Origin of the sequence: Parabacteroides massiliensis, assembly GCF_900155425.1 — a bacterium.
Lineage (GTDB): Bacteria > Bacteroidota > Bacteroidia > Bacteroidales > Tannerellaceae > Parabacteroides > Parabacteroides massiliensis.
This window is the reverse complement of record NZ_LT700190.1, coordinates 320,290-344,430: the sequence shown is the minus strand read 5'-3', so window position 1 is coordinate 344,430 and position 24,141 is coordinate 320,290. Positions and strand designations below refer to the sequence as shown.

25 protein-coding genes and 1 pseudogene are annotated in these 24,141 nt (G+C 41.5%); 16 read left to right on the top strand and 10 right to left on the bottom strand.

The genetic code is table 11. The features are described 5' to 3' along the window. The first annotated feature begins 357 nt into the window (after positions 1-357). The 13 genes from BQ9893_RS08650 to BQ9893_RS08585 all read left to right on the top strand — a co-directional run bounded on the left by BQ9893_RS08650 (position 358) and on the right by BQ9893_RS08585 (position 9,208). Positions 358-1,197: a ParA family protein gene (locus BQ9893_RS08650; protein ID WP_075965666.1), complete on the top strand. Its 840-nt coding sequence runs from the start codon at positions 358-360 to the stop codon at positions 1,195-1,197. A gap of 17 nt (positions 1,198-1,214) precedes the next feature. Beyond that, positions 1,215-1,733 (top strand): hypothetical protein, encoded by a 519-nt coding sequence (locus BQ9893_RS08645; RefSeq protein WP_075965665.1) that lies wholly within the window; start codon positions 1,215-1,217, stop codon positions 1,731-1,733. Between the two features lie 1,204 nt (positions 1,734-2,937). Next, the gene (locus BQ9893_RS08640) at positions 2,938-3,360 is read left to right on the top strand and encodes a hypothetical protein (RefSeq protein WP_075965664.1); all 423 of its coding nucleotides are present in this window, start codon (positions 2,938-2,940) and stop codon (positions 3,358-3,360) included. A 637-nt stretch (positions 3,361-3,997) separates the two neighbouring features. Then, a complete protein-coding gene (locus BQ9893_RS08630; RefSeq protein WP_075965662.1) occupies positions 3,998-4,189 on the top strand; it encodes a crAss001_48 related protein in 192 nt (63 codons plus the stop codon). A gap of 335 nt (positions 4,190-4,524) precedes the next feature. Next, complete coding sequence (locus BQ9893_RS08625) at positions 4,525-4,836, top strand: hypothetical protein (protein ID WP_139322583.1); 312 nt, start codon at positions 4,525-4,527, stop codon at positions 4,834-4,836. Further along, a complete protein-coding gene (locus BQ9893_RS08620; RefSeq protein WP_075965660.1) occupies positions 4,826-5,194 on the top strand; it encodes a hypothetical protein in 369 nt (122 codons plus the stop codon). Before BQ9893_RS08625 ends, BQ9893_RS08620 begins: the two co-directional genes overlap by 11 nt. After that, positions 5,175-5,675, top strand: coding sequence for a helix-turn-helix domain-containing protein (locus BQ9893_RS22080; protein ID WP_227226048.1), 501 nt, complete (start codon positions 5,175-5,177; stop codon positions 5,673-5,675). The genes BQ9893_RS08620 and BQ9893_RS22080 overlap by 20 nt, the downstream gene beginning before the upstream one ends. 550 nt (positions 5,676-6,225) lie before the next feature. After that, positions 6,226-6,420 (top strand): DUF6597 domain-containing transcriptional factor, encoded by a 195-nt coding sequence (locus BQ9893_RS22435; RefSeq protein WP_049129949.1) that lies wholly within the window; start codon positions 6,226-6,228, stop codon positions 6,418-6,420. A gap of 125 nt (positions 6,421-6,545) precedes the next feature. Beyond that, positions 6,546-7,172: a Type 1 glutamine amidotransferase-like domain-containing protein gene (locus tag BQ9893_RS08605; RefSeq protein ID WP_004315354.1), complete on the top strand. Its 627-nt coding sequence runs from the start codon at positions 6,546-6,548 to the stop codon at positions 7,170-7,172. Beyond that, entirely contained in the window at positions 7,169-8,101 is a 933-nt protein-coding gene (locus tag BQ9893_RS08600; protein WP_004315355.1) for a helix-turn-helix transcriptional regulator, read from the top strand. Before BQ9893_RS08605 ends, BQ9893_RS08600 begins: the two co-directional genes overlap by 4 nt. Positions 8,102-8,132: 31 nt before the next feature. Beyond that, the gene (locus tag BQ9893_RS22075; protein ID WP_004315356.1) at positions 8,133-8,372 is read left to right on the top strand and encodes a hypothetical protein; all 240 of its coding nucleotides are present in this window, start codon (positions 8,133-8,135) and stop codon (positions 8,370-8,372) included. After that, positions 8,326-8,745 (top strand): RteC domain-containing protein, encoded by a 420-nt coding sequence (locus tag BQ9893_RS08590; protein WP_008770715.1) that lies wholly within the window; start codon positions 8,326-8,328, stop codon positions 8,743-8,745. The genes BQ9893_RS22075 and BQ9893_RS08590 overlap by 47 nt, the downstream gene beginning before the upstream one ends. 130 nt (positions 8,746-8,875) lie before the next feature. Continuing rightward, positions 8,876-9,208 (top strand): helix-turn-helix domain-containing protein, encoded by a 333-nt coding sequence (locus BQ9893_RS08585; protein WP_008997282.1) that lies wholly within the window; start codon positions 8,876-8,878, stop codon positions 9,206-9,208. A 52-nt stretch (positions 9,209-9,260) separates the two neighbouring features. Here BQ9893_RS08585 and BQ9893_RS08580 read toward each other — a convergent pair whose 3' ends face one another. The 10 genes and pseudogenes from BQ9893_RS08580 to BQ9893_RS08535 all read right to left on the bottom strand — a co-directional run bounded on the left by BQ9893_RS08580 (position 9,261) and on the right by BQ9893_RS08535 (position 18,009). Next, a complete protein-coding gene (locus BQ9893_RS08580) occupies positions 9,261-9,980 on the bottom strand; it encodes a hypothetical protein (protein ID WP_004315359.1) in 720 nt (239 codons plus the stop codon). 4 nt (positions 9,981-9,984) lie between these two features. Further along, positions 9,985-10,905, bottom strand: a complete 921-nt coding sequence (locus BQ9893_RS08575) for a relaxase/mobilization nuclease domain-containing protein (protein WP_004315360.1) — start codon at positions 10,903-10,905, stop codon at positions 9,985-9,987. Beyond that, positions 10,871-11,254: a MobC family plasmid mobilization relaxosome protein gene (locus BQ9893_RS08570; protein ID WP_004315361.1), complete on the bottom strand. Its 384-nt coding sequence runs from the start codon at positions 11,252-11,254 to the stop codon at positions 10,871-10,873. Before BQ9893_RS08570 ends, BQ9893_RS08575 begins: the two co-directional genes overlap by 35 nt. 145 nt (positions 11,255-11,399) lie before the next feature. Beyond that, entirely contained in the window at positions 11,400-12,365 is a 966-nt protein-coding gene (locus tag BQ9893_RS08565; RefSeq protein WP_004315363.1) for a toprim domain-containing protein, read from the bottom strand. Positions 12,366-12,527: 162 nt separating this feature from the next. Beyond that, complete coding sequence (locus BQ9893_RS08560; RefSeq protein WP_004315364.1) at positions 12,528-13,601, bottom strand: AAA family ATPase; 1,074 nt, start codon at positions 13,599-13,601, stop codon at positions 12,528-12,530. Between the two features lie 5 nt (positions 13,602-13,606). After that, positions 13,607-13,894, bottom strand: coding sequence for a helix-turn-helix domain-containing protein (locus BQ9893_RS08555; RefSeq protein WP_004315365.1), 288 nt, complete (start codon positions 13,892-13,894; stop codon positions 13,607-13,609). A 131-nt stretch (positions 13,895-14,025) separates the two neighbouring features. Beyond that, on the bottom strand, positions 14,026-14,949 hold the full coding sequence (locus BQ9893_RS08550; protein ID WP_004315366.1) for a hypothetical protein: 924 nt from the start codon (positions 14,947-14,949) through the stop codon (positions 14,026-14,028). A gap of 111 nt (positions 14,950-15,060) precedes the next feature. Continuing rightward, positions 15,061-16,254 (bottom strand): site-specific integrase, encoded by a 1,194-nt coding sequence (locus BQ9893_RS08545; protein ID WP_004315367.1) that lies wholly within the window; start codon positions 16,252-16,254, stop codon positions 15,061-15,063. 284 nt (positions 16,255-16,538) lie between these two features. After that, a pseudogene (locus BQ9893_RS08540) lies at positions 16,539-17,699 on the bottom strand (type II toxin-antitoxin system HipA family toxin); the annotation flags it as partial. After that, positions 17,689-18,009 (bottom strand): helix-turn-helix domain-containing protein, encoded by a 321-nt coding sequence (locus tag BQ9893_RS08535; protein WP_075965659.1) that lies wholly within the window; start codon positions 18,007-18,009, stop codon positions 17,689-17,691. The gene BQ9893_RS08535 and the pseudogene BQ9893_RS08540, both read right to left, overlap by 11 nt. 1,400 nt (positions 18,010-19,409) lie before the next feature. On the opposite strand from BQ9893_RS08535, the gene BQ9893_RS08530 reads away from it, so the two are divergent. The 3 genes from BQ9893_RS08530 to BQ9893_RS08520 all read left to right on the top strand — a co-directional run bounded on the left by BQ9893_RS08530 (position 19,410) and on the right by BQ9893_RS08520 (position 23,923). Further along, on the top strand, positions 19,410-20,042 hold the full coding sequence (locus tag BQ9893_RS08530; protein ID WP_244155011.1) for a transposase: 633 nt from the start codon (positions 19,410-19,412) through the stop codon (positions 20,040-20,042). A 57-nt stretch (positions 20,043-20,099) separates the two neighbouring features. Continuing rightward, positions 20,100-20,795 carry a hypothetical protein gene (locus BQ9893_RS08525; RefSeq protein WP_075965658.1) on the top strand — a complete coding sequence of 232 codons (696 nt, stop codon included), beginning with the start codon at positions 20,100-20,102 and terminating at the stop codon, positions 20,793-20,795. 107 nt (positions 20,796-20,902) lie between these two features. After that, positions 20,903-23,923: an InlB B-repeat-containing protein gene (locus tag BQ9893_RS08520; protein ID WP_122298819.1), complete on the top strand. Its 3,021-nt coding sequence runs from the start codon at positions 20,903-20,905 to the stop codon at positions 23,921-23,923. Positions 23,924-24,141: the final 218 nt, after the last annotated feature.

The window sequence follows — 24,141 nt, the reverse complement described above, 5'->3', positions numbered from 1 at the left end:
GTGGGGGCTTTTTTAGTGGATTGGAGTGGTTGTTGAAGTTGTATTTGGATTCTGATGTTGCAAGTGATTAAGAAATTGTGTTGTTTTGGATATGTGTTTAGATATTTAGATACTTCGTTTTATATTTAACATGTGGCGCTTATTGCTAAATGGCAATGATTGATTTGTGGTTTTTGTATTATGGAGTTATGGGTAATCAAAACTCTGGTGGTATAGATATCCAAGGATATAGAGTGTTGATGTTGTAGAAATATAAAGTTTTAGAATATTATAGTATTAAAAATATGGATAATTATTTGTCTGTTTGCCTAAAACTTTGTATCTTTGATACGTTGAATTTCTAACGTTTTTTTATCAATGACAAAAGTAATATCTGTATTAAATTACAAGGGTGGGGTAGGGAAGTCTACCACAGCCTATAATTTGGGGGTGGCACTGTGGATCTTGGGCAAGAAGGTGTTGCTGATTGACACTGACGCACAGTGTAACTTATCTGCCCTCTTAGGGTTTGACCAGACCGAAGGCGACAGTACCTTTTATGAATGGATGGACAAAGATGACGCTCAGATACCCCTATATTGTTTGTATGACGGACTGTCATATATCCCGGCCTCCAAGTCTCTAAGTGCCTTAGAAGGGACTTTGTATAGCAAAAGAAGTCGCGAACGGATTTTGGCCAAGAAACTTGCTCCGTATTTACAAGCGAACGAAAATGGGGAGTGTCTGTTCGATTATGTTTTGATTGATTGCGCTCCCAAGGAAGGAGTCGTTAATGACAACGTGATGACAGTGAGTGATAGCGTGCTAATACCCATCGAATGTAGTGGTTTCTCTTTGCAAGGTATGCAAAATCTGCTGCTTTCCATTAGAGACATTTCTGAGAACACCAACGAAAAGCTGGACATCCTTGGTTTCTTAATGGTAAAATACGACAAGCAGACCCGCATTACCCGACAAGTTTTGCAATATTTCGAATCCAATTACCCGAACAAAGTGCTTAAAACAAAAATCCGCAAAAATATCAAATTTGACGAAAGCCCCTTGGCACATCAAGGTATCTTTGAATATGCTCCAGATTCAAATGGTGCACAGGACTACATGTCTCTGGCTGAAGAGTTGACCGGACAGGAGCGTCCAGCAGATTGGCAGTCTAAGGCAGTTAACGCATGGAATAACAATAATGAGTCATATAACTAAAACCAGGAGGAAAACATATGGCGAAAAAGAATAAACCTTTAAATGTGGGTGGATTCATGCAGGAAGTAAAGAATAATCAGCCCACCAAGAATGAAGAATTTCCTGAAAAGAATAAGGAAGTTACAGTTCCGGAATCTACACAGTCTTCTGTTGTAGATGACGGCGGGCGCAAGCTAGATCCGGTTGTACAGCCCGTAGAAGAGATGTCGGCTCAGGAAACCAAACCCGAAAGCAAGAAAGTATCTCGTGATTCGCAAGCTGATGTTGCCAAAGAACGTAAATCAACGCAAATCAAAAAACAGCTTGGAGGCAGACCTACGAAAGTCACTCAAAGAAATATTAAGCAGGTCTTTAAAGTAGATGCACAATCATCTACTGATTTGATGATGATAAAAGCCATCAACAGGATTGACGTTCAGGATGTAGTTTTCACTGCTGTCCAAGAATTCCTGGCGAAGTATTATACAAGAGGGCTTGGTCTCAGTAATGATGCGATAGAAAGAATTACCGAGATTACAGAAAAGTACGATGTTTAGTCCAAAGGAAAGAAGGGTAGGAGAGAGTCATTTATCTTCTACCTTTTTCTTTTTCTTTTCGCATACTTTGAATCGTTGATGTGTAAATGCCAAGGAAACGGTGTCTGGAGTCATTTATGTCCCGCCTGAGGTGTTTTCTTGCCCTGGGCAATCTTTGCCTCGCTAAAGTCTTTTTTCGTGTCCTGAGGCTTCTATTTGCGTTGATCTTATTTCTGCTCAATCCTATACATACCTGTTCGCGGAATCCGACCCCGAATTCCTGTTGTTTTCCCTTCTGGGTAGATTTGCTTTAAAACCCGGCAAAGCCTTGTATGTGAGATTGGCTACGATGAAATGGTTGCCAAAATTAAAGATGTACAGAAGCCCGCTCTTTGATACTCCATCTAAAATGCTCCGGATGGAGCAGCGAATCAAAAGCCTTCGATAGAAAGTCAAAAAGTCAATCCGGTTTTCAGTGGGCAACATAGCCGTCCCTGGGAATCGGATCTTTCTTTTATCAAAATGTCGTTTCGGAGCCTTACCACCAGGCTTCCGTTATATTTACCTTATAGTTTTGCCATCTGAAACAATTTCGCTGAAATGGACAGTCCTCATGTATAAATGTAGGTTTATAATTTTAGATTTTTGTTTCTGGAATTATTTGATAAACACAACCCATTCTACGATATTCACCTGTATACTTGTTCGGTCGCACGCCTGTGCACTTGTTTGGTCGCACACCTGTGCACTTGTTCAGTTGCACACCTGATCTATTTTTGTACTTTTTTAAGTTGATTCTTATGTTAATATTCAAATAATCAATGAAATAAATTATTGTTTTAGTTTTTGGTAATTAACACGGATTATGGAATGGCGGTCGTATTTAATTCGTGTTAACATAATAGTGATTCTCTTTATTCCTTTTTCATTTGTTGGCGTTTTGCTTAAATAATCAGAGCGAATTAAAAATCGGTCATATGATTTGTAATAATAAAAAGCAGGTTTTTATGGGAGGGAGTCCTAAAGCAAAGAGCACGGATTTTACCCCTGCATTTTTCCTATTGCAAGATGTGTATCTGTATATACCGAAATCAAACCTACCGCTTTGAATTCTGTATATACAGAAACTCTTGGTGCCTTCAGCACTTGAAAAGGCTCCAGAGTCGCCTTTTATTTTGATATTCGTAAATAGTTCGTAACTTTGCATAAACCAATCAATTTGACTATGGATTTTAAAAAAGCGGGCCGTCCTAAGGCTTCAAAAGAAGAAAAGAGAGACAAAAAGATTCTCTTAAAATTAACCGTCGCTGAATACGATGCCTTACAAAATAAAGCGCAAGGCTTTATCTCTGTTAGTGATTTTATTCGGACTAGAATTTTCTACAACTCAACTTTTCAGCAGGTTCAACCAGAGGAATTCATAAAGATTTTGAAGCAGTATCTTGATATTTTAGCCGAAACAAAAGCGGCTATGTCTGAAAGTTTATCGGAAATAAAGAGGCATATAAACGATGGTGATGACTCCTTGAAAGATACTTTTTCTGCTATGATGGAACAGTTTAAATGGCAGGTCAAAGTAGAAAAGGAAATTGCCACTTATATGCAACGGATGCTGAAAGCCGGTCGTAAATCTAAGAATATAAGCTAGGGTAGGGGAGTGCCCTAGCTTATATTCAGCAGCTTTTATCGTTCAACCAACCGGGCATGGAAGTCGTTTATGATCTTCTTCATTTCATCAGATAAATAGCCTAACGCTTCAATTTTCATCCATTCAGGAATGTCCTAAATGGTTTCGGCCATACTGCCTACAATGGTCCCTAATGTATCTGCATCGACTCCTAAACTAACAACTGTCTGATTGCATCTTCAAAATTGTGGCTATGCATGATTATCCAGAGAGCTACAGGTACAGTCCCTTGGCATGTTTCATCAAATAGGTTTCTGTATTCTGATAGATTCAACTGAAACTCTTTGGGGTTTTCGTAATACAGGCTGATAGCTTGATGTAATACATTGTCCCGAAGAATTTCCGGCGTTATGTTTTTTCTGGATTCTGATGTCCAGTATCGAGCATCCCTGGATATGCCGATTGCATTGGTAAAGGGTTGTTATAATCTTCCTCAAAAATGGAAGAACTTTTCTGTTCTTGACAAAAAAGATATTGATGGAGTAATGATAGGAGATTTTAGAAACGGAGTGGTTAAGATATATTTCTTTGATTAATCACCCATAACTCAATAATAAAAGAACTGAGCCTTGGGCGGCTTTGTAAAACCCATATTCATATGAGCGATTTTAAATCATGCCTGATTGAAGAACATGCACAACTTGAAGAAAAGCTGAACAAGCTGAATGATTTCAATCAAAGCGAAAAGGTCAATGCGATTGATCCGGCACAGAAGTATCTTTTGCTTGTACAGGCCGGAGCGATGTACACCTATAACGAGTGCTTGAAAGCCAGATTGGAACGGTTGTAATTGTGCTGCGGGATAGTCTGAGAGCTATCCCGCACTAATAACTAAATATAAATGAGTCGAAATAGCTCATTTCACGAAATAATTGGCTAACACCACTATTAGTAAGGATGTCGTGGATCACGACGCCCTATGGCTTACTATTGCATCCCCAGGATTGACATAACGAAAGAATAAGAAGATCTGAGCCTAAATAGCTCAAATCAATTATATTTTTATGTTTTCTAACATGTGAAATAATTAGATAAACGCTTGCGCATATCACAAATATGTGATATATTTGCAGTGTCAATAATTAATCAAGAGTGGCGGCAACACTATAAATGCGGCAGAGAATTATGAAAGCAATAGCAGTACCAACATTAGAACAAGCCATTGAGCTTGTTCATACAGGCAAAATTCACGATTTCAACTTTGAGATAAACGGCTGGAATGCCAAATTGAATGGGTTTGAATATGTCGTTAACGGGACGACATACAATGTCCCTGAATTAAGAAAGATATCTCCGGATACCAATCGAGAAGCCGATAGGCTGGAAGCACATATTGCCAAACAATATGTGGCTTATATGGAGAGACAAAAGGCAGCTCCTTACGTGAAAGCAGTAGAAAACCTTATAAATAGAAAATACAGAAAATATGGAAAATAAAACAAGCGTACTGTCCAACTTCGGACGGTATATGGCAATTGCCGAATACCTTATTTACAGTCGCGATTGTGAATGTTACTGGTTAGATTTTACAGCTCTGGCACTTACGCAACCAACTATTTTCTTTGTCAAAACGATAAAGAAAATACATGAAAATCGTACCCCAAGAAGGAAGTATTTTAATACTTCGGAAGGTGTTGTGCATAAATATCGAGACGTAAATGATATATTGGCAGAAATAGTAGGCTCCTTCCCAGCGGAAGGATTACCGACTCGGTTTACATTGGATGAGCAATCAACAATCATGATTAACTACCATAAGCAAAAAAGCGAATTGTATGAAACTGTTAACAAATAAAATAGAAGGCGATTACGAGTTGGGCGAACACGTGACATCGCTTTACGCTGCATATCTCGATATAGACGAAGATAAGGTGATTTACATCTTTGATGAGTCCAACAAACCGGAAGAACATTTTGACTTTTTAGCGAAAATGGATATCACCCACCCCTATATTATGTCCGGCAATACAGAGGAGTGGAAAAGTGACTTTATCATCATGTTTAAAAAAGAATTATTAAAAAAAGGGCTTTGTAAAGAGAATGCCTCTGGATCTTTATTTGCCCTGTCCGATTCGGACTCCCAACGCATGCGTATTGGGCAACGTATAGCACAATTGCGAAAAGAAGCAGGGATGTCTCAGGCTGAATTGGCTGAAAAAATAGGGACAAAGCAACATGCTATCACTCGAATAGAGAAGGGGGCTTTTAATATCGGATTTGACACATTGCAGTCTATCGCCGAAGTTTTCGGCTTAAGGATTGATTTTATAAAATAAACTTTATATATTTGCCAAGTATACTACCATATGTAGTATGGTTAACAAATTATAAAATGCCTGGGTAGTGATTATTCGGGCATTTTTTCGGCCTTGTTTTTACTATGTTTTGCCACATATTATACATACAGCATAATATAGCTCTGATTATCAAAGTAAAAGCCCACCTATTACTAATAGTGGGTAACAAAATAGTAACAAAAAAAACGAAGAAATCGCTTTGCGGTGGGCTTCATGTGCAAAGGTAACAAAAGCTCTCTAACCATAAAAGCAAAACTGGCGAAAAGAAGAATACTGTTTTTCTTTTCGCCAGCATATATAATTTGCTGTCAATAGAAATTAGTTTAGTCCGTTTTGGATATATAGACAAAAACACAAACTAAACTTGTGTTTATAATAACTTTTTCAACTTATCTATGACATATCTTCCAATGCAGAGAACTTTGAATGATTTAGGCAACAGATATTTGGATGTTTTAATTAGAATGTCCCTTTTTTACACCTAATATCTATCTAAGAAATCTTACTTTTGTTTGATAATTAAAACAGAATGGAGAAAATTCAAGTAATACAACCTACCAAATTGCTCGCTCCTTATATAAAGCAATATTGGCTTTTAAGGATAGATGATGTAAAGCAAGGCTTTCAACGTTCTATCCCGGCAGGTTGTGTAGCACTTGTTTTTCATAAAGGGAACAAAATTATTTCTTCTTTTCATAAGGGAACGCAGCCACATTACAAATAGGGTAAATTTCAATAATGGATTGTTTTGATGAAAAAAACTCTTCAATATTTAGACTTACTGACATAGAGCTGTCATAGAAGACGCTATCTTTGTATCAAAAAGTATTCAACTTAATATTATAGAATATGAAAAGATTATTTTTATGCTCATCATTTGCTGATGTTGCTAATCTATTTGTCGATTGTGCCAAAGAAGATTTGCAAGGGAAAATTATAGCTTTTATACCAACTGCAAGCCTTACAGAACCAATACGATTCTATGTAAAAAAGGGGAAAAAGGCTTTAGAAGAAGCAGGAATGATTGTTGAAGAAGTCGAGATTACCCAACTGCCCAAAGAGGAAATATCTTCTATATTACATAAATGCGATTATATCTACATAACAGGTGGAAATACATTTTTCCTTTTGCAAGAGTTAAAAAGAAAAGGTGTTGATAAAATTATATCTAAACAAGTGAAATTGGGTAAACTGTATATTGGGGAATCTGCCGGAGCAATAATAGCCTCTCCCGATGCAGAATATATGAGAAGTGTGAATTTTGATCCAATAGAAAAGGCTCCTGAATTGAAAGACTGTACTTCTTTAGATTTGGTCGATTTTTATACGATTCCCCATTATGGAAATTTTCCATTCAAGAAAAAAGGTGAAAAGATAGTTCAACTATATAATGAGAAGTTGCAGCTTATTCCTATAAGTAATAAACAAGCTGTTATTATTGAAGATTCAAATATTCAAATTAAAGATGCAAAATGAATAGAATAGACCGTATTTCTGCTATATTGATTCAGTTACAATCGCACTCGTTAGTGAAAGCACAGCAAATTTCAGAACGTTTTAATATAAGCATTCGCACTGTATATCGAGATATAAGAACATTGGAAGAGGCAGGCATTCCTATCATAGGAAATCCCGGTATTGGTTATTCACTTGCAGAAGGATTCAAATTATCTCCTCTAATGTTTACTCAAAAAGAGGCTTTGTCCTTTTTGATTGCAGAGAAATTAGTACATGAACTAACTGATTCAAATAGCAACGAACATTATAAGTCTGGAATAGAAAAGATTAGGTCTGTCATGCGTTTTGCAGACAAAAATATGTTAGAAACAATGGAAAAGTGCATGTCTGTATTGGATACTTATAAATCATCGACCTATAAACCTGATATTCTTTTACTTATTTTACAAAGTATATACCAAAAAAGAATTATTGAAATATCTTATTTGGGAAGTAATGCGTTAAGTGTTTCAGAACGAAAGATTGAAGCTGTTGGAATTTTCTTTTCGAGAACTAACTGGTATCTAATAGGCTTTTATCTTCCCAAAGAAATCTATCTTACATTTCGGATAGATAGAATTCAAAAAATGCACATTCTTAATGAATTACAATCACGGGAGCATCCTCCTTTGGAAAAATTCATACGCGAGTTTTACGATAAAGAAAAATTACATGAAATCGTTATAAGAATAGAAAAGAATAAAACCTCCATAATGAATGATGATAAATATTATTACGGATTAACATCTGAGAAAGAGATAGGGGATATGTTTGAACTTCATTTTCTAACATTTTCAATCAGTAAGTTTGCACATTGGTATCTGTCTTTTGCAGATAGTGCAACTATAATAAGACCAGATTCTTTAAAATATGAAGTTAAAAATATTATCAATAACATTTCTATTTGATTGCTGTCAAATAGTATTTTTAATCGACTCAATGAAAAAAATATTCGACCAAAGATTTTTCCGCTTATTGTCGGAATGCTCACAACGTAAAGTGTCTGCATCTGAATTTGCAGAAGCTATCGAAGAATTGGCGACCCATGTAGCCAATTTTAGTATCAATGAGCAGGATTACAACGTTTTACTACGTTATTTTTCCTTTGGTTTGCACCGTCTTAAATCGTATCGTGTACGGTTTGAGCAAGAAAAAAATGCCCCATCTGCATCTAATTGATGAAGCGATAGGACTTTTGAACACTGAAATACGCCTTATCGAGTGGCGCATCAAATACCCGGAACAGCTACAGCAACGTATCAACAAACAGCCCCTTTCCCCTCTCTATCTCGCAGACAAGACAACCCTTATCAACATCATGGAAATGGTAAGCGGTCTGTTCCTCTCCAAAAACATCGTGTATCAGAACGGCAAGCCCGCCTACTTGGTGGACTTGGCGAAAGCCTTTGAATGGCTGTTCAACATCAAGATAGGCGACTGTTACCAAAAACATGAGGACGTGATAAAACGAAAGCCGGGCAAACTGACCGGGTTTCTTAATGGATTGGTAGAACTTATCAAAAAGGAACATGACAAGAAAGGATATAGATAATCAGTGACTTATGATTTATTTATAGGGGATTCCATTAGTTCCCCCGTAATTTCTTTGCGCCTATTTTCTGAACTTTGCTTCATCAATTGATTGACAGACAAGAATGTATAATCAGAAAAATGAAGCAATCATGTATATAGACAATGACGATTTCAGCGTATGGATGCAGAAGCTGTACGCCAAGCTGGAAGAACTCTGCAAGGATGTACGGGTACTACGCAATGCGGACAAGGTACTACCCGAAGATGACAACCTATTGGATAATCAAGACTTGTGTTTATTATTCAAAGTAAGTATCAAAACTCTGCAACGCTACCGGGCTATCGGTGCGCTGCCTTACTTCACTATCAGCGGAAAAGTGTATTACAAGGCTTCCGATGTCCGGGAGTTTATTAAAGAACGGTTCAGCGTCACCACGCTACGCCAGTTCGAGAAAGAACACTGTACGAAGAAAAAGAAGTGAATCTGAAAAGCCGGAACGGTGAATGTACTTCATCTGTTCCGACTTTCCCTGCTTATGGCTTACCCAACTTATCGGCTTCTTTCTTTAGCTGTTCGGCTTGCTCATTCAACAGCCTTGCACGTTCCAGTGCTTCTGCCTGCTTTTGGATGCGATATTCAAAATCCATCACTGAATCGGTCAAACTTCGGATAAAACCGTTATCCCGTTGCCACTTGAACTTGTTTTCCAGCATATCAAAAGTTTCCCCGTCTGCCTGTCCTTGCATCAGCAAATAGCGGTATTTCATATCGTTGTCCTGCAACTGCTGCATACGTTCAGCCAAACGGACATTCAAGAATATGGAAACGGAACAGACGACCAGCACTGCCGAAAAAACAAACAATCCCGGACGAATCCAAGAAGCGACCTTGTTGTAAATCCGTTGATAGAACGGTAAGGGCGTAGCTTCCTCTTTATCCGTCTTGCAAGAGCCCAAAGTATCAATCATTACCTTGAAACAACGGTAGGTTTCCAATGTTATTTTCTTGGTGTCCTCTATGTTCTTCTGCTGACCTTGCATCCTGCTCCTTATGTCGTCAAGTTGGCTTTGAATAACCCGCAACTTTTCTTCGGGAACAGCCGAATTACTGTGCAGTTCCGACAACGCTTGTTCGATTGCTCCCAGCCGTTCGAGAGTTTCCTCCCGACTGGCTGGCGTTGCCTGTGCTTCCTGCTTCTCTTTCAGTTCCGTAACCATAGAGAGAAGCCCCTCTAAAATCAAATTATCTTCCATGTCTTTACAGTTTAAGTTGTTTTTTCTTTTTCTTCTTCTTTCTCAAATTAAAATTAGGTTCTTCATCCACTGGGGGAGAAGAAGCGGAAAACAGACCGAGCGAACCAGTTATCAACGGACTGTCAGCCTTGCCCGGTGCAAGTGCTTGCTCCCGAACGGGCGCGAAAGTTGTTTGCCGTTGGCTTCCGGCAACATTCATTCCTGCATACCCGAAACATTTGTCCAGTTTGGAAAAACTGAAACTCCGGTCTATCTCCGAACCCTTGAACGTGTATTCACCTTTGGAAAAGGATATGCCCTGTATCTCGTCGGTCTGTCCCTTTCGTTTGAACCGGACGGTAATACCCTTTTCTGCTAACCGCTCCTGTAACTGCTGCCAGTTACGGGATTTGCCGATTTCGTTCTTCACAGCCGTGTAAATCTCGTATTTCGACTTGTCCGGCTCTTTCAGTCGGTGCTGCTTTACCTGTTCTTTTCCACCAGCGAAATAAAGCCCGTGTTTGGCTTTCAGCTTCTTGCATACCTGTTCGTTACGGTACATATCGTTCCTGTCCGAAATGGTCTTGCCGTTATTGTCTATGCGGTTGAACACGATATGCACGTGCGGATGTTCCCGGTCTTGATGACGCACGATGATATACTGCGTATCGGTGATTTTCATTTCACGCATATACTCCTGCGCAAGTTGTACCATCTTCCCGTCTGTCAATTTGGGCGCATCCACTGTCGAATAACTTAACGCAATATGTCCGACAGGCTTCTTCAAATCGGGATTCATCCCGGTCTGCATACAGAAGCTGCGGATTATATCACCCCGGCTTTCAGTCAGAACCCCGTCCGCATGAAGCAAAACCGCCTGCTCCTTGCCAAGCACATAGTTCACACAGCCCTTAAAACCGCTTCCCTTTTTTATTTTTCCAATCATCCGACAAATGGTTTATGATTCCAATAATCCTGTTTTTGAGCTTCACCAGTTCCACCGCTACCAGTGCGAAACCTCCGGCATTCGCCCGGTGCGCCAACTGGTTGATGTTGTTGGCTTCCCCTGCCAGTTTGCGGATGGTGTCCGCATCCTGCCTGTTCAGCCGGGGTATGACCTCTGCCGAAACAACCGCCTGCCTTACATACTCACTGACACGCAACCCGGCTTCCCCGGCTCGCTTCCTGATGGCGTAATACTGCAACTCGGTCAGTTTCGTACTGACAACCCGTTGCTGCTTCTCTATCCGTTTCTTTGCCGGACGTCCCCCCGGCTTGTCCTTTATACTCGTCATGGTTTTTTACGTTTGAATGGTGTCTTAAAAATTGCGACCAACGGGAGAAATTTTCTTTGCGGTGAGCAAAGCAAGGTAGTTTCGGTTTACCGAAACATAACCTTGCTCTCCAAATAAACCGCCAGCCGTTGATAGTCCTGCCGGATTAAATGCCCCTGCCTCTCTTTTGTCTTGAGGCGGCACGTTGTCCGGTTTCCTGCTTCGTTTCCTGCACTTGGCTGGCTTCGTTTTTCTGTTCCTGCTTCCTGCCGCACAGATAATCGTTCAAGTCCGAATATCCCCTATAATTGTGCGAGAAGTCACGCACACGGTAGGAGTATTCCAATTCGATAGCCCGTGTCGCTTCATATCCAGCCTTGTCATTGTCAAGCATACAGTGGATGCGTTCATACGGGTACAGCACGTCAATGGCTTTCGGCACGTTGACAGTCGAATTAAGAATGACATAGTCCTGTCTGTCAAGGTCGGGCATGGTCGGGCAGTTCTTCATCCGGAGCGTGAGGAAAGAAAGATAGTCCATAAACCCCTCGAATACCAAACACTTCTCTCTCGGCTCTCCCTGCTGCCGTATATGGGTGATGTCTTTCGGGGCAATGCAGCCTTTGAAAAAGGAATTGCGAACCTCGTAACCTCCTGCCATGTTCGGGAAACCGATAGCAAAGAACGGTCTGCCGTTATTGGTAAAATGGAGTTCCTTACATTCTCTTTTTGCCAGTTCGACATTGATACCCCGTCCCTGCAAATAACGGAGCAATGCCGGATGGATAAGGTCACGGACTTCCAAATGCTGGAAGCTCGGTTCTGTCCTACGCTGGGGAAAAGAAAAACTGACCGGACGGACGTGCGGTGTCTGTTCCGCTATCCGGTTTAAAAGGTATGGCAAGCTGTCTGAACAATAGAGTTCCTTTGCCAGTGCGATGATGTTGCCGCCCTTGCCTGCGCCAAAGTCATACCAAAGGTTGCGGTCAGTGTTCACCTTGAAAGACGGTTCGTGTTCCTCCCTTAACGGTGATTTGTACCATAAACCGTTACCCTGCTGCTTGACAGGAGAGTAACCTAAACTGTGCAGATAGTCTGCGATGGGTATTTGTTTCACATCTTCGATGTTCATAACATTTTCTTTTTGGGGATTAAAAAATAGTTGAAAAGTGCACCAGTCCTGTTTAGTCCGTTATATATACACCCGTACCATACTAAACCTGCCTGTTCCGATACTGGGAAATAGTAAGTCCGTTCCTCTTGTATATACACCCGGACTAAACCAAACTGACTTTTAATAATGGAAATCGGGATTATAGCGGTAGCCCTTGCCCTCTTTCACAATCATGCGCTTGTTCACAAGAAACTTGTTAAGCGACACAAGAACATTGCGTCCACGCTCGTAACCGATACTCGCATAACCCTGTTTCAATGCCGCTATGACATTGGAATAGCCTTGTACCACCTGCTTGCCGAAACCGTTCTCCAACGCTTCCCGGTGTTGCTGTTCAGTCAGTTCCGTAAGCGAAAAGTTCCTGTCCTGCTTAGGTTGTTGGAATACATAATCATCCACGATTTCGGGTAAAGCGTTGTCATTGATACGGAATGCGAACGGGTCAAATTCCCGGTCACGTATGTGCATCGCCTTTACCTCGCTTATGTTGCCGTCCTGCTGGCTTTTCGTGATTTGCAGGACGGTTTCAGCCTTGTTGTTCAGTTCCGTACCGATATGCCCCCTTGTGTTGTCATCCCCCTTATTCAAATGCAGAACAGTGTGGATATGCAGGTTATATCCGCTTGACCAGCGCATCAAGAGGTTGATTAGGTCGGTTGATTCGCTGGGGCTGTTGATGTCATACATCAAGTCACGGATTCCGTCAATGATGAGCAACCCCACATCGGGCATATTTTCAAGCATATAGCCGATAATCTGTTTCCGCTTGTCGGGGGTCTGCTCCCTTAGCACGATGAAAACAAAATCGTCCCTGTCCTTGTCGGTAGGCAGTCCGGCAAGTCGCAAAATACGCTCCATGACCTTATGGCAATGGTATTTGCTCTGCTCGGTATCTACATAGAGGATTTTCCGCTTGTTCGGTGGCAGATATGCCGAATACTTCAGTACCTCGTCATTCTTCAACGCCGCCGCAACGATGGCGGAAATGTTGAATGTCTTTTTGCTCTTGGCTTTTCCTGTGGATGCGCTGAAATTACCCAGCGTGCCAATGGTAGAGCCGTTCACCCAGAGTATTTCGGGCGGCACTTCGTAAGTGTCCGTCACCTTTAGATGGATGGTTTTCCAAAGGGCTGCAAAATCCTCTTTCTGCATGGTGACATCCTGCCCGGCTTCTGTCGCTTTTCTATTTTCCATAGCCGCTATATCTTTAAGGGACGGTTAAGGATATATTTCTGCGCTTCCTGCTCTATCTGCGCCTGCGTCTTCACCGGGTTCTGACGCAACCACGCTTCTAATTCCGCTTTCTCAAAATAAAGCATTTTGCCCTGCGGCTTGTAATGGGGTATCAAGTTACCCGAAGTCAGCTTGTACAGGTAACTTTTTGAAAGGTTCAAGAACTTGCTCGCTTCATCAAAACTAAGCACATTCTTTGAAAGGAATACTAAATTTTCGAGTTCTGCAACTCGCTTCTCAATACTTGTTTCCATATAACAAAAGTATTTGCGTTAGACAATATGGAGTGCATGCCCTCCAGTTTCTTGTAATCGATTACGGGGGCAAAAGTATTGAGGAATAGCTTGATAGTGGATTAAGCTATGTTTGAGGTATTAACCTATTCTTAAAGTTTTTTCAGTTGTTTGATATAATTGCTGATGGTTACATAATCTTTTTCATGTTCCACCCCTTTTACATAATTGGCGGCTGTGGCTAAATCACCTTGATTCAGATATTTATCTTTCTTTATATTCTTCGTAACAAACAACTTATTCTTTGCTATAACAGATTGCCAGTTAGGTGTTATCAAACCACGATTGCTTAATTCCGAAAAAAGAAAAGCTACCTGCCTGTTGTTATTAGACCTAAATATAACTTTTGGCTTACAGGAAAGTATTGCTTTCAAATCTTCAAAAGTCATAGGAGCATTGAAAATTTCCACTTCATTGATACAATCCACCAACAATGCTATTTGTCTGTCGTTTAAAATAGACTTAAACGGATTTTCTGTTTCAGCAATATGGGAGATAATTTTAGGCTCTTGGCATTTATCTTGAATTGGTTGCGGCTCTTTCTGTTGTGGCTGCATTTCCGCTTGCACCTTACTTTCTTTCTTTTTTCGCAAGTACGCAGAATATTTTTCCAATACAACAGTTTTAACTATTACGGAAAAATAAGGCAGTTCTTCATCATAAACCGTATTGTCTTGCTCATACCGGGAATAATCAAATGAAAGAGGATTAAACGACATGTATTTTCTTTTCTCATCGGATTTCAAGGATTCATAAAAACCGCTTTCCCAAAAGAAATCAGATACAGAATAAAAATATTGAATATCATTCAACACAGAATAACGAATATATAACTGCACCAACTCATCAGCGGTACGAACATATTCTTGCTGTTCCAGTTTATCTGCCTGTTCTTCGTCGAAATATAAGGACTTAGAGGCAATATTATCTATCATAACTTGGCTGGCATGATTGATACAGCGATTGAATATACCTTGTATATGGTCGAATTTTATTTTCAGTTCTTCTTCTGTCATAATAATCTATGTTTCAGTTAGTAGAAACAAAGATATATTTTTCCGGCTAAACAAAGACAAAAAAAGAAAGAAAGTACGGTAACTGTGATATAACCATACTTTCTTTTTAAATCAGTCCGTCAAATTCGGTATCAAACTTATAGCTTCTTCTTTTTTCTTATCGACAATCTTCGCATAAATTTGAGTTGTGGCAATATTTTTATGTCCTAACAATTTGCTAACTGTGTACAAGTCAGCCCCCAATGTAAGCATCATGGTAGCATGGGTATGCCGGGCAACATGAAACGAGATATGCTTAATAATCCCTGCGTCTTTCGCCCATTTTTGAAGTATTTTATTTATAGTTCCCTCATGCGTCAAAGGAAAAATCAAATCATCGCCTTTTGCTTCATTTTGTTGCGGCAACCACTTTAACGCTTCATCGGATATAGGCAGATAAAGCGGTTCTTTTGTTTTCTGCATCTTTATTTCAATTCTTATTCTTTCACCGCTTTTCTGCAAATCGTTCCACTTCAATTTTCTTATATCGCTTACACGCAGCCCACACAAACAACTGAAAAGAAAGGCTTGTTTCATTATCTCATACTTGCACTCTGTCCCGATAAGCCGCTTCAATTCCTCTATTGTCAAATACTCCCTGCGGCTGACTTCCGCTTTTACCTTACTGGCAAAATCAAACTCTTTCGTTGGATTGACCGTAATAATCCCCTCTTTATAGGCTCTATTTATAGCGGTACGCAGCACCCCATAGTAAGCAATAACGGAATTATTACTTAATACACCCCCAGCCTTTAACAAACCAAACTTGCTTGCTTTCTTCGCTTGTTTCAAGAAATCCACAAAGCTATTCAAGAAGTCCTTATCTATATCACGAAAAGCGATATAATCCCCTCTGAACAATTTTAGTTCACGAATGGTATTACCAACGGTCTTTTCATAGTTCAAGCTGCCACGTTCTTTAGATTGGCTTCTCATGTTCATTAAATAATCAATCACATTCGCTTTTGACTTGTTGGTGTTCTGAAAGCCGTGTGCATCATTTTGCAACTCTACTATCCGCTTGCTTTGAATAGCTTTTGCAAGAGCCAACGTAGCTTCGTTCTTTGCCTTATCCTCTCTTGTCTTTTCGGGTATAAGGTATAATTTCAAAAATTCATATTGCCGTTTACCGCCAACATAATTTTCTTTTCTAATAACATCACCTGTATAGTAGTCCAAATAAATAGACTGGTTGCCATTGGCAAGCTGCTTGAATCTAATCCTTACAGGTTCTTTCAATTTAACTTCTTGTTTTTTCTTCGCCATAATTATGTTCTTATTTTGTTACCGATACAAATATAGCGATTTGTTTTGTTACTTCAATGAATACAGGTAACAAAATAGTAACAAAATAAAGGTATTTATTAGACTAAACAAGAAAATAAGGAAAATAAAGGAAATTACATTCAACAAATATAAAACACTAAATATCAATATCTTATGTTCAATATTTTATCTCATTTTTTCTCTTTTTCCACAACTGACAGCTGTTGATGATGTTCTGCCACATTATGTATGTTTCTGAATATCAACTATAAATTTCAGCGGCGCAGGCTGACTTTTTCGATTATCTTTTTGGCATTCTTGATTCCGTTCTGTCTGGCAAATTGCAGTAGGTCATCTTCCGTGATGTCGCTATTTTTCCCTGCAATGCTCATAGAGTGTACGTTTTCGTATGCCGCACCGTCTAAATTGGTGGTGAACATCATGTCGTATGCTGGGGTGATGTGCCATGTGCCGTTTCTTTCCATCAGGAAAGAGAAATTCTTGATGTGGTCATCCACGTTGCCGCCCATGACATTGAATACCATCCGGCGGTACAGTTCGGACTGTTCGCTGGCCGGGATGCTCAGCTTTCGGCAGACTTCAAACAACTCCTCATAGCTTGTTGCGTCCGGATTCATGGCAGCAAGGGTCTGTGTATGTATCTTTTCTCCGTTTATCCTGTCGTAACGTTCCGTTAGGAAGTGATGTTTTCCCTCAATTAGAATGAGTCGGGAAGGCATCATCGTAATCCCGGCTTCTTTTGCAATCTCATAATATGCCATTTCCGTTTGCGTGAACGGGAAGTCATCACCCTCTGCAAACTTCAATATGTAGTAGGTATATCCCTCTGGCAAAGGAACTTGTCCGGAACGTATATCATGTGTCGTTTTATTGATGGCGATGATCGCTTTCGGGTGCTGTCCTCCGGCTGATGTTCCTACTTCATAGATACTTTGCAGTTGCAGAGCTTCATCATCTTGTACGGAAATTTCTTCCCGTTCTTCAAAAATACGGCGTGCCAGTTGGTATAAACTCTCTATCTGGAGGGTAGAAGAGGATTCCAATCCCGGAGTGGCCGGAATGAACTCAAAGGCTCCCATTCCCCGTTTCCCGATGAAAGACAGTTTATCTACTGGCGTGAGTTTACGCTTGGGGATATGGTTTTGTGACACCCATTGGTCGAATACCATGTTACCCCATCGGTCAGGCAATGAATCTGCCAAAAACGGTGGGAGACCTTGATAAATCTTTTCTTTGTTTCCGAGTATGGGCATACCCTTTGCTGCCGATCCTTTGACAGAAGCGGTTAGTGGGGCGATTTCCAGCCCTTTCTTGATGAAGTCCGGATGATAGTTGAAGACGGCTCTTTGACTCCTTTCGTCCCAATAGAGCTTTCCGACTTCTTCCCCCCCCCATAACATCACACTCACAATATTATTTTCCATGTCTTATCCTTTTCGGCTTTTTATTCATGATTTTTTCCATTGTATAGGCTGAAACAGGTATTTGCGGCAGCAGGTCGTCCATCTGTTCCAGACAGTCCACTACTCGCAGCAGGGCAAGAAAGTTGCCCATATTGATGTTGTAGGCCTTTCCGTTCTCAAACTGGCGCAAGGTGACAAGGCAGACACCGGCTTTCTCGGCAACTTCTTTCTGGGTGAGCCTATAGGTTAGCCTGTATTCCTTAAATCGTCTGCCTAATTCCGCTATGATTTCCGGATTGGCCATGGTTTGGGTGATATGGTCCGTTGTCATATTACAAAGGTAAATATATTAACTGTTATATCAAAATAATATGGATAACAATTAATATATTTACTATTATATTGGATTGTGTGAGTGTCGTTTGTGTGCTAATTTCTCAATTCCATGCTCCGCGTATTCGAGGGTGTGTCAAAACTCAATTATTAAAAAGATGAACTTATAATTTGAAATTTGAGCATCCTAAAAGATCCCCAAAAGGGTCGTATCATTACTCCATACAGAGCTTGATACGACCCTTTTAAGTGTTATACGTTACAATCTGTAACTTTTAGAAGTTGTCATTTCTGTTTTGACACACCCTCATCATAAACCGATCCTGTTTTTAGCCCAAACGCGCCTCCCGCTGTCTTTATTTGCTTGAAAAGAAAGGAATTGACTGACGGCGGATTTTTGTGAAAAGGGGAAACTAGAGAGAAAAGAGGATCAAAGAATTAGTAATAGCTTGTATAGTAATATATTATGGAAAATATTTTTCGAATTTGGAAGCTGGCTGTACTTTGCCCCGAAATAATCGATTTTCCGATGGTTGAGATGTCAAAGTGTTAGAATGACAATTCGTTAAAAGGGGGAGGGAGAGCATGTATTTCCACACGTAAGCCTTTTTGTTATTTCTTGTTTTCTTGTTTCTTGTTTCTTGTTTTTTCTGCTATATTTCCTCTATAAATAAACAAACGTGAGTCTATTTTTATTAGACGCGTTTATAAAATCCCAATATTTCAGTAAGTTTGCGGGATAGAATAAAAAAACGAATATGACGAGTAACCCCTTACATTATCTCATAATGCGCTCTTTTGGGGCGAAGGCGAGCAAACCCGGCGAAAAGTTTGTTAAATTGCGTATTCCGTTTATTCGTATAAATACAGAATTCTTTCATAATCTAATCCTTTTTAGGAACGGATTGGGGCGATGTACTGGAACATCATACCTCTGCAGGGGTACTATGCCTTGCCGTTTCATGAGTGTTACCTTTTAAATTATTAATAATGCGAATCAGCAGTTGAAAACATCTTCAGATTCTTGATTTAAAAGTTTGTAATTCAGTTAATTATCTCATTATTTTATTTTGTAATCTCCTTGAAAATCAGTAAATTAGAAGAATAAAACCACTCATTTTTCTAATTATGATTCCCAAGGAGAAAAAGTTAATACTAATAGGTTTGTATATGTATATCTGTGATGTCCATAAGTCTTCTCTGCGTTTCCACTGCCAGAGATTCAGTAACAATTCCAATCCTGAGTTTACGGATGAGGAGGTTCTTACCATCTATCTGTTCTGCGGGTACTGCCAGAGATACTTCAACATCAAGGAGATACATACCTTCGCTAAGGAGTATCTGTCATCATGGTTTCCAAAATTGCCGTCTTATCAAACGTTTTGCGTACGCCTAAATATGCTTTCAGAAACATTTAAGGTGCTGGTGGAAACCATGATACAATCATTCAAGCCCAAGGATTGCGACTCCATTATATCCATTGTCGATTCTATGCCGATAGTGACCTGTAAAGGGAAAAACCGAGAGGGGAAAGTAGCTACGGAGATAACATCAAAAGGGTATTGCTCCACTAAGAACATGTACTACTATGGCATGAAACTGCATATGGTAGGACAGCGTAGGGAGGGAACCTTACCTTTTCCGGAAATGATAACTCTGACACCGGCTTCGGACAACGACCTGACCGTATTCAAAAGCGAATGCGTGCCATACCTATCCGGAAAGACGGTGCTTGCAGACAAGATTTACAGCGATTTCTCTTTCTTTAATGAGAACAATCCGGTTAAAGTGCTTACTCCGCATAAAGAGATTAAAGGGGAACCGGAAGTTCTCAAACAGAGGGAGAAAGCTGCAAGAGACCTTTTCTCGCAAGCCGTTTCTAAAGTCAGACAACCTATCGAATCCTTTTTCAACTGGCTGAATGAAAAAACAGAAATTCAAAGAGCATCTAAAGTAAGAGCTACCAAAGGGCTGTTGGTACATACCTTTGGAAAGTTGGCTATTGCTCTACTTACATTTGTTAATTTTTAATTTTTGAATCAGAAAGCCAACTGCTGATTCGCATTAATAATAAAAACAAACAGACAAATGAAAAACAAATCGAAAGAAAATCCGACCTGTACAGGTCGTAGCGTCAAGCAGACGCTACGGTTTCTCTTATGTATAGCCCTCTTGCTGGCCGTGCCGAAGGCCGGGGCGCAAGATGTATGGGATGGCAAGCCGGATAAGTCGTGGTATACGGATGATTCTCAGGAAGATGATGGAGTCTACCATATCAAGACTGCCGCCGAATTGGCGGGGATGGCAGAGCTGGTGAATGGAGGGTATGACTTCTGCGATAAGACCGTGATGCTGGATGCGGATATTGTCTTGAATGAGACGGATGGCTGGGAGAACTGGGGATATAAAGCACCGGATGGTTTGAAAGAGTGGACGCCGATAGGTACTTATGACTCTCCTTTTTCCGGCATTTTCGATGGCCAGGGGCATACGGTGAAAGGGGTTTATATTATGAGAAAGAACTATGCTGGCCTATTCGGTTATCTTGATGGAGGAACGATCCAGAACGTCGGTGTTGTGGAGAGCAATATTAGCGGGTCTCGCATTGGCGGTATCGTAGGCCATAATAGGGGTGATATCAATTCTTGTTATTACACAGGAGAAGTTGTGGGGCCTATTAGTGGCGGTATCATAGGTATGAGAGAAGAAGGTGATATCTCGAATTGTTACTATTCAGATAATATCGGCCAAGGGGTTGTAGTGAATCTGATGGTAATCCCCTGAGAGTAGCGAAAAAGGAAAAATCCGCATTCCACAACGGTGAGGTAGCTGCCTTGCTAAATGAATATGATGGAATAGATCCTCCTGTTTGGGGTCAAGACCTCAGCGGCATGAATGGCGCTACCTATCCCACGATAGGTGGGCCGGAGGTAATAGAGGTAGTTTCGGGTATCTACTCGAATGAGTGGAAGCCTAATGACGAAGGTATCTATGAAATCTACACGGTCGGACATCTGTATCAGTTCGCTAAGAAGGTGAATGATGATGGCATGAGCTTTCAGAACATGGAGGTACGACTAAAGAACAATATCGGGCTGAATAATACGGAAAATTGGGAGAGCTGGAATATGAATAATGCGCCCAAGAATAAGTGGACACCGATAGGTAATCCTAGCTCTCCTTTTAAAGGTACTTTCGATGGCCAGGGGCATATCGTGAAAGGGGTTAAGGTTGATAGCGAGGACTATGCTGGCCTTTTCGGTATACTTTATGATGCTGGCACGATCCGGAACGTCGGTGTTGTGGAGAGCGATATCAGCGGGGCGAATGCTGGCGGTATCGTAGGTGGGAGTTCTGGTACGATCCAATCCTGTTATTACACGGGAACGGTTGAGAGAAGTTTGGTTGCTGGTGGTATTGTGGGCAATTATAAAAACGGCACAGTCACTAACTGTTACTATTTGGATGGTTGCGTAAAAGGGAATGAAAATAAAGTCCTCGGAACGACACCTAAGCCCGCCGCTGCCTTCCACAACGGCGAGGTAGCTTACTTGCTGAATGCGTGGCAAGGGCAAGATAGGATGGATTGGGGGCAAAAACTCAGCGACACGGATGCCTACCCCACGAAACAGGACGGCAATAATGCGGTATATGGCATCACTTTTAACTATACGAACAAGGATGGTGATGAGACAGAAACGCTTATCTGCGGTAACGCAGGGCAGCTGATACAGGAACCTGATGATATACCAATGAATGATAACTTCGTTTGGATTCCGAAACTGCCCGATAATTTCCCGAGCAAGAATATGGAGACATATGGTTATATATTACCTGATGAAACGGATATAGACTGGTATAATCCAGATGCCAATCCGAAAGAATTCACTATTACCACCGCCGCCCAGTTGCGTGGGGTATCTTGGTTGACTAACAACGTGAGTAATCTTGATTTCAAAGACTGGACATTGAGGTTGGGGGCAAATATCGAGCTGAATAACACGGAGAAATGGCAGCAGTGGAACGAGACTACAGAAGGACTGAATATGTGGGAGCCGATAGGGAGTTACCCGAATCGTTTTAATGGTACATTCGATGGTAAGGGATATACTGTGGGAGGTATTTATGTGAGGGATGGTAATGGCGCTGTCGGCCTTTTCGGTTATCTTGGTTCTGATGGCACGATCTGGAACGTCGGTGTTGTAAAGAGTTATATTCACGGGGATGAAGAAGCCCATAATGGTGGTATTGCAGGGAGCAATGACGGCAAAATTTACTCTTGTTATAATACAGGAATTGTTGATTATGGAGGTGTTGTTGGAGGAATCGTAGGTTACAATAAAGGTGATATCCATTCTTGTTATAATGGAGGAACAGCTAAGAATGGAGATTATGTAGGTGGTATTGTAGGGATCAATAACGGCAAAATTTACTCCTGTTATAATACGGGAGATGTTATGGATAGAGGGAATACCACTATTGGCGGTATCGTAGGCGAGTTATTCGAGGAAGGTTCGAACACGAACTGTTTCTATTTGAAGAAGGACGATCTCAAAGGAGTAGGTGCCGGTCTTTCTGATGGAACGACCGACAAAACCGAAGCCCAGTTCCACAGCGGCGAGGTAGCGTGGGAACTCAAGCAGAAGCCTGCGCCGGAGGGGGCTTTTCCTTGGGGACAGAAGTTGGGTGCTGATGGTAACTTGTTCCCCGTGTTGGGTGGCGAGGCAGTGTACAAAGTCACCTTCGAGTACCCCTCTGCCGCAAATCAACCCGCAACCAAGTCCATCTTTAAATATGGGAATACCAATCAACTGGTGAACTTGACCGAGAGTGAGTTGAACCAGATTCAGATTCCTGGTTATCAGTTGGTGTGGAGTGAGGAATTGCCATATAACGTCAAAATTAGCGACGTGACCATCACAGCCGATTACAAACAGCTGTATACCATTACGATACCAACTATGACGGGCGGGTCAGTAACGGCAAATATGGACAAAGCCCCCGCTGGCGAAGAGATCACCCTAACGATCTTCCCTGCTGAAGGTTACGAGTATGTGGAAGGGACATTGACCGTAACCAACGCCACTCCGACTGAGGTAACGGACAACCAATACACCTTCAAGATGCCCGCTGAGGACGTAACGGTAACGGCCACCTTTAAACAGATCGAATATGTTATCACGATCCCAACTATGCCGGGCGGTTCAGTAACGGCAAACATGGACAAGGCCCCCGCTGGCGAAGAGATCACCCTAACGATCTTCCCAGCTGAGGGCTACGAGTATGTGGAAGGAACATTGACTGTAACCAACGCTACTCCGACAGAGGTAGTGAACAACGGATGCACCTTCGTAATGCCTGCCTCAGACGTAACGGTAACGGCCACCTTCCAGCAGAAGGAAACCCCGAATCCTGATCCTGAGCCCGAACCGGAGCCTTCCTACGTCACCCTTCACTTCGAGCCGAACGACAGCGTCTGCCTCGAGGCCGAGAGCGACTACATCGAGGCGGGCGGCACTTTCGTCTTCACCGCCACCGTAGCCGAGGGCTACGACCCCGCCACGCTACTGGTAGAGTACCGCAAGAGCCCTTACTTATCCTGGAGCCCGCTCAAACCCGCTGCCGACGGCAGCTATCGTCTATCCTGGGTCTATAGCGATGCTTACGTCCGTGCCTCAGTCCGTCCGATGGCCCCAACCGGCATCGACGTGATCACCGGTACGCAAGTCTATACCGAATCCGGCACGGTGGTTGTCCGCACCGCTGCCCGGGCACGAGTGACGATCGTCAGTCTCTTCGGCACGACGCTCTACACCCGCGAGCAAGAGGGCACGGAGCGCTACACCGATCTGACGAGCGGCGTCTACATCGTTCGTGTTGGTGACCATACATATAAGGTGAGGGTGCGCTAGTCGCGAGATATACCATCGCTTTTGTTCTTGCCGATACTGCCGTGTCCTCACGATGGTATCGGCATTTTTTTATACGCTCCACCTCTGGGGTGATTTGCCGGAATGTTTTCCTGGCTTCTGTTTTTTCTTTTATTTGCCATTCCTAAAATCAGATGGATGAAAGGTGATAAAATATAAGCAGGCATTGGAACAGAACGACAAGCGATTACAAAGCACTA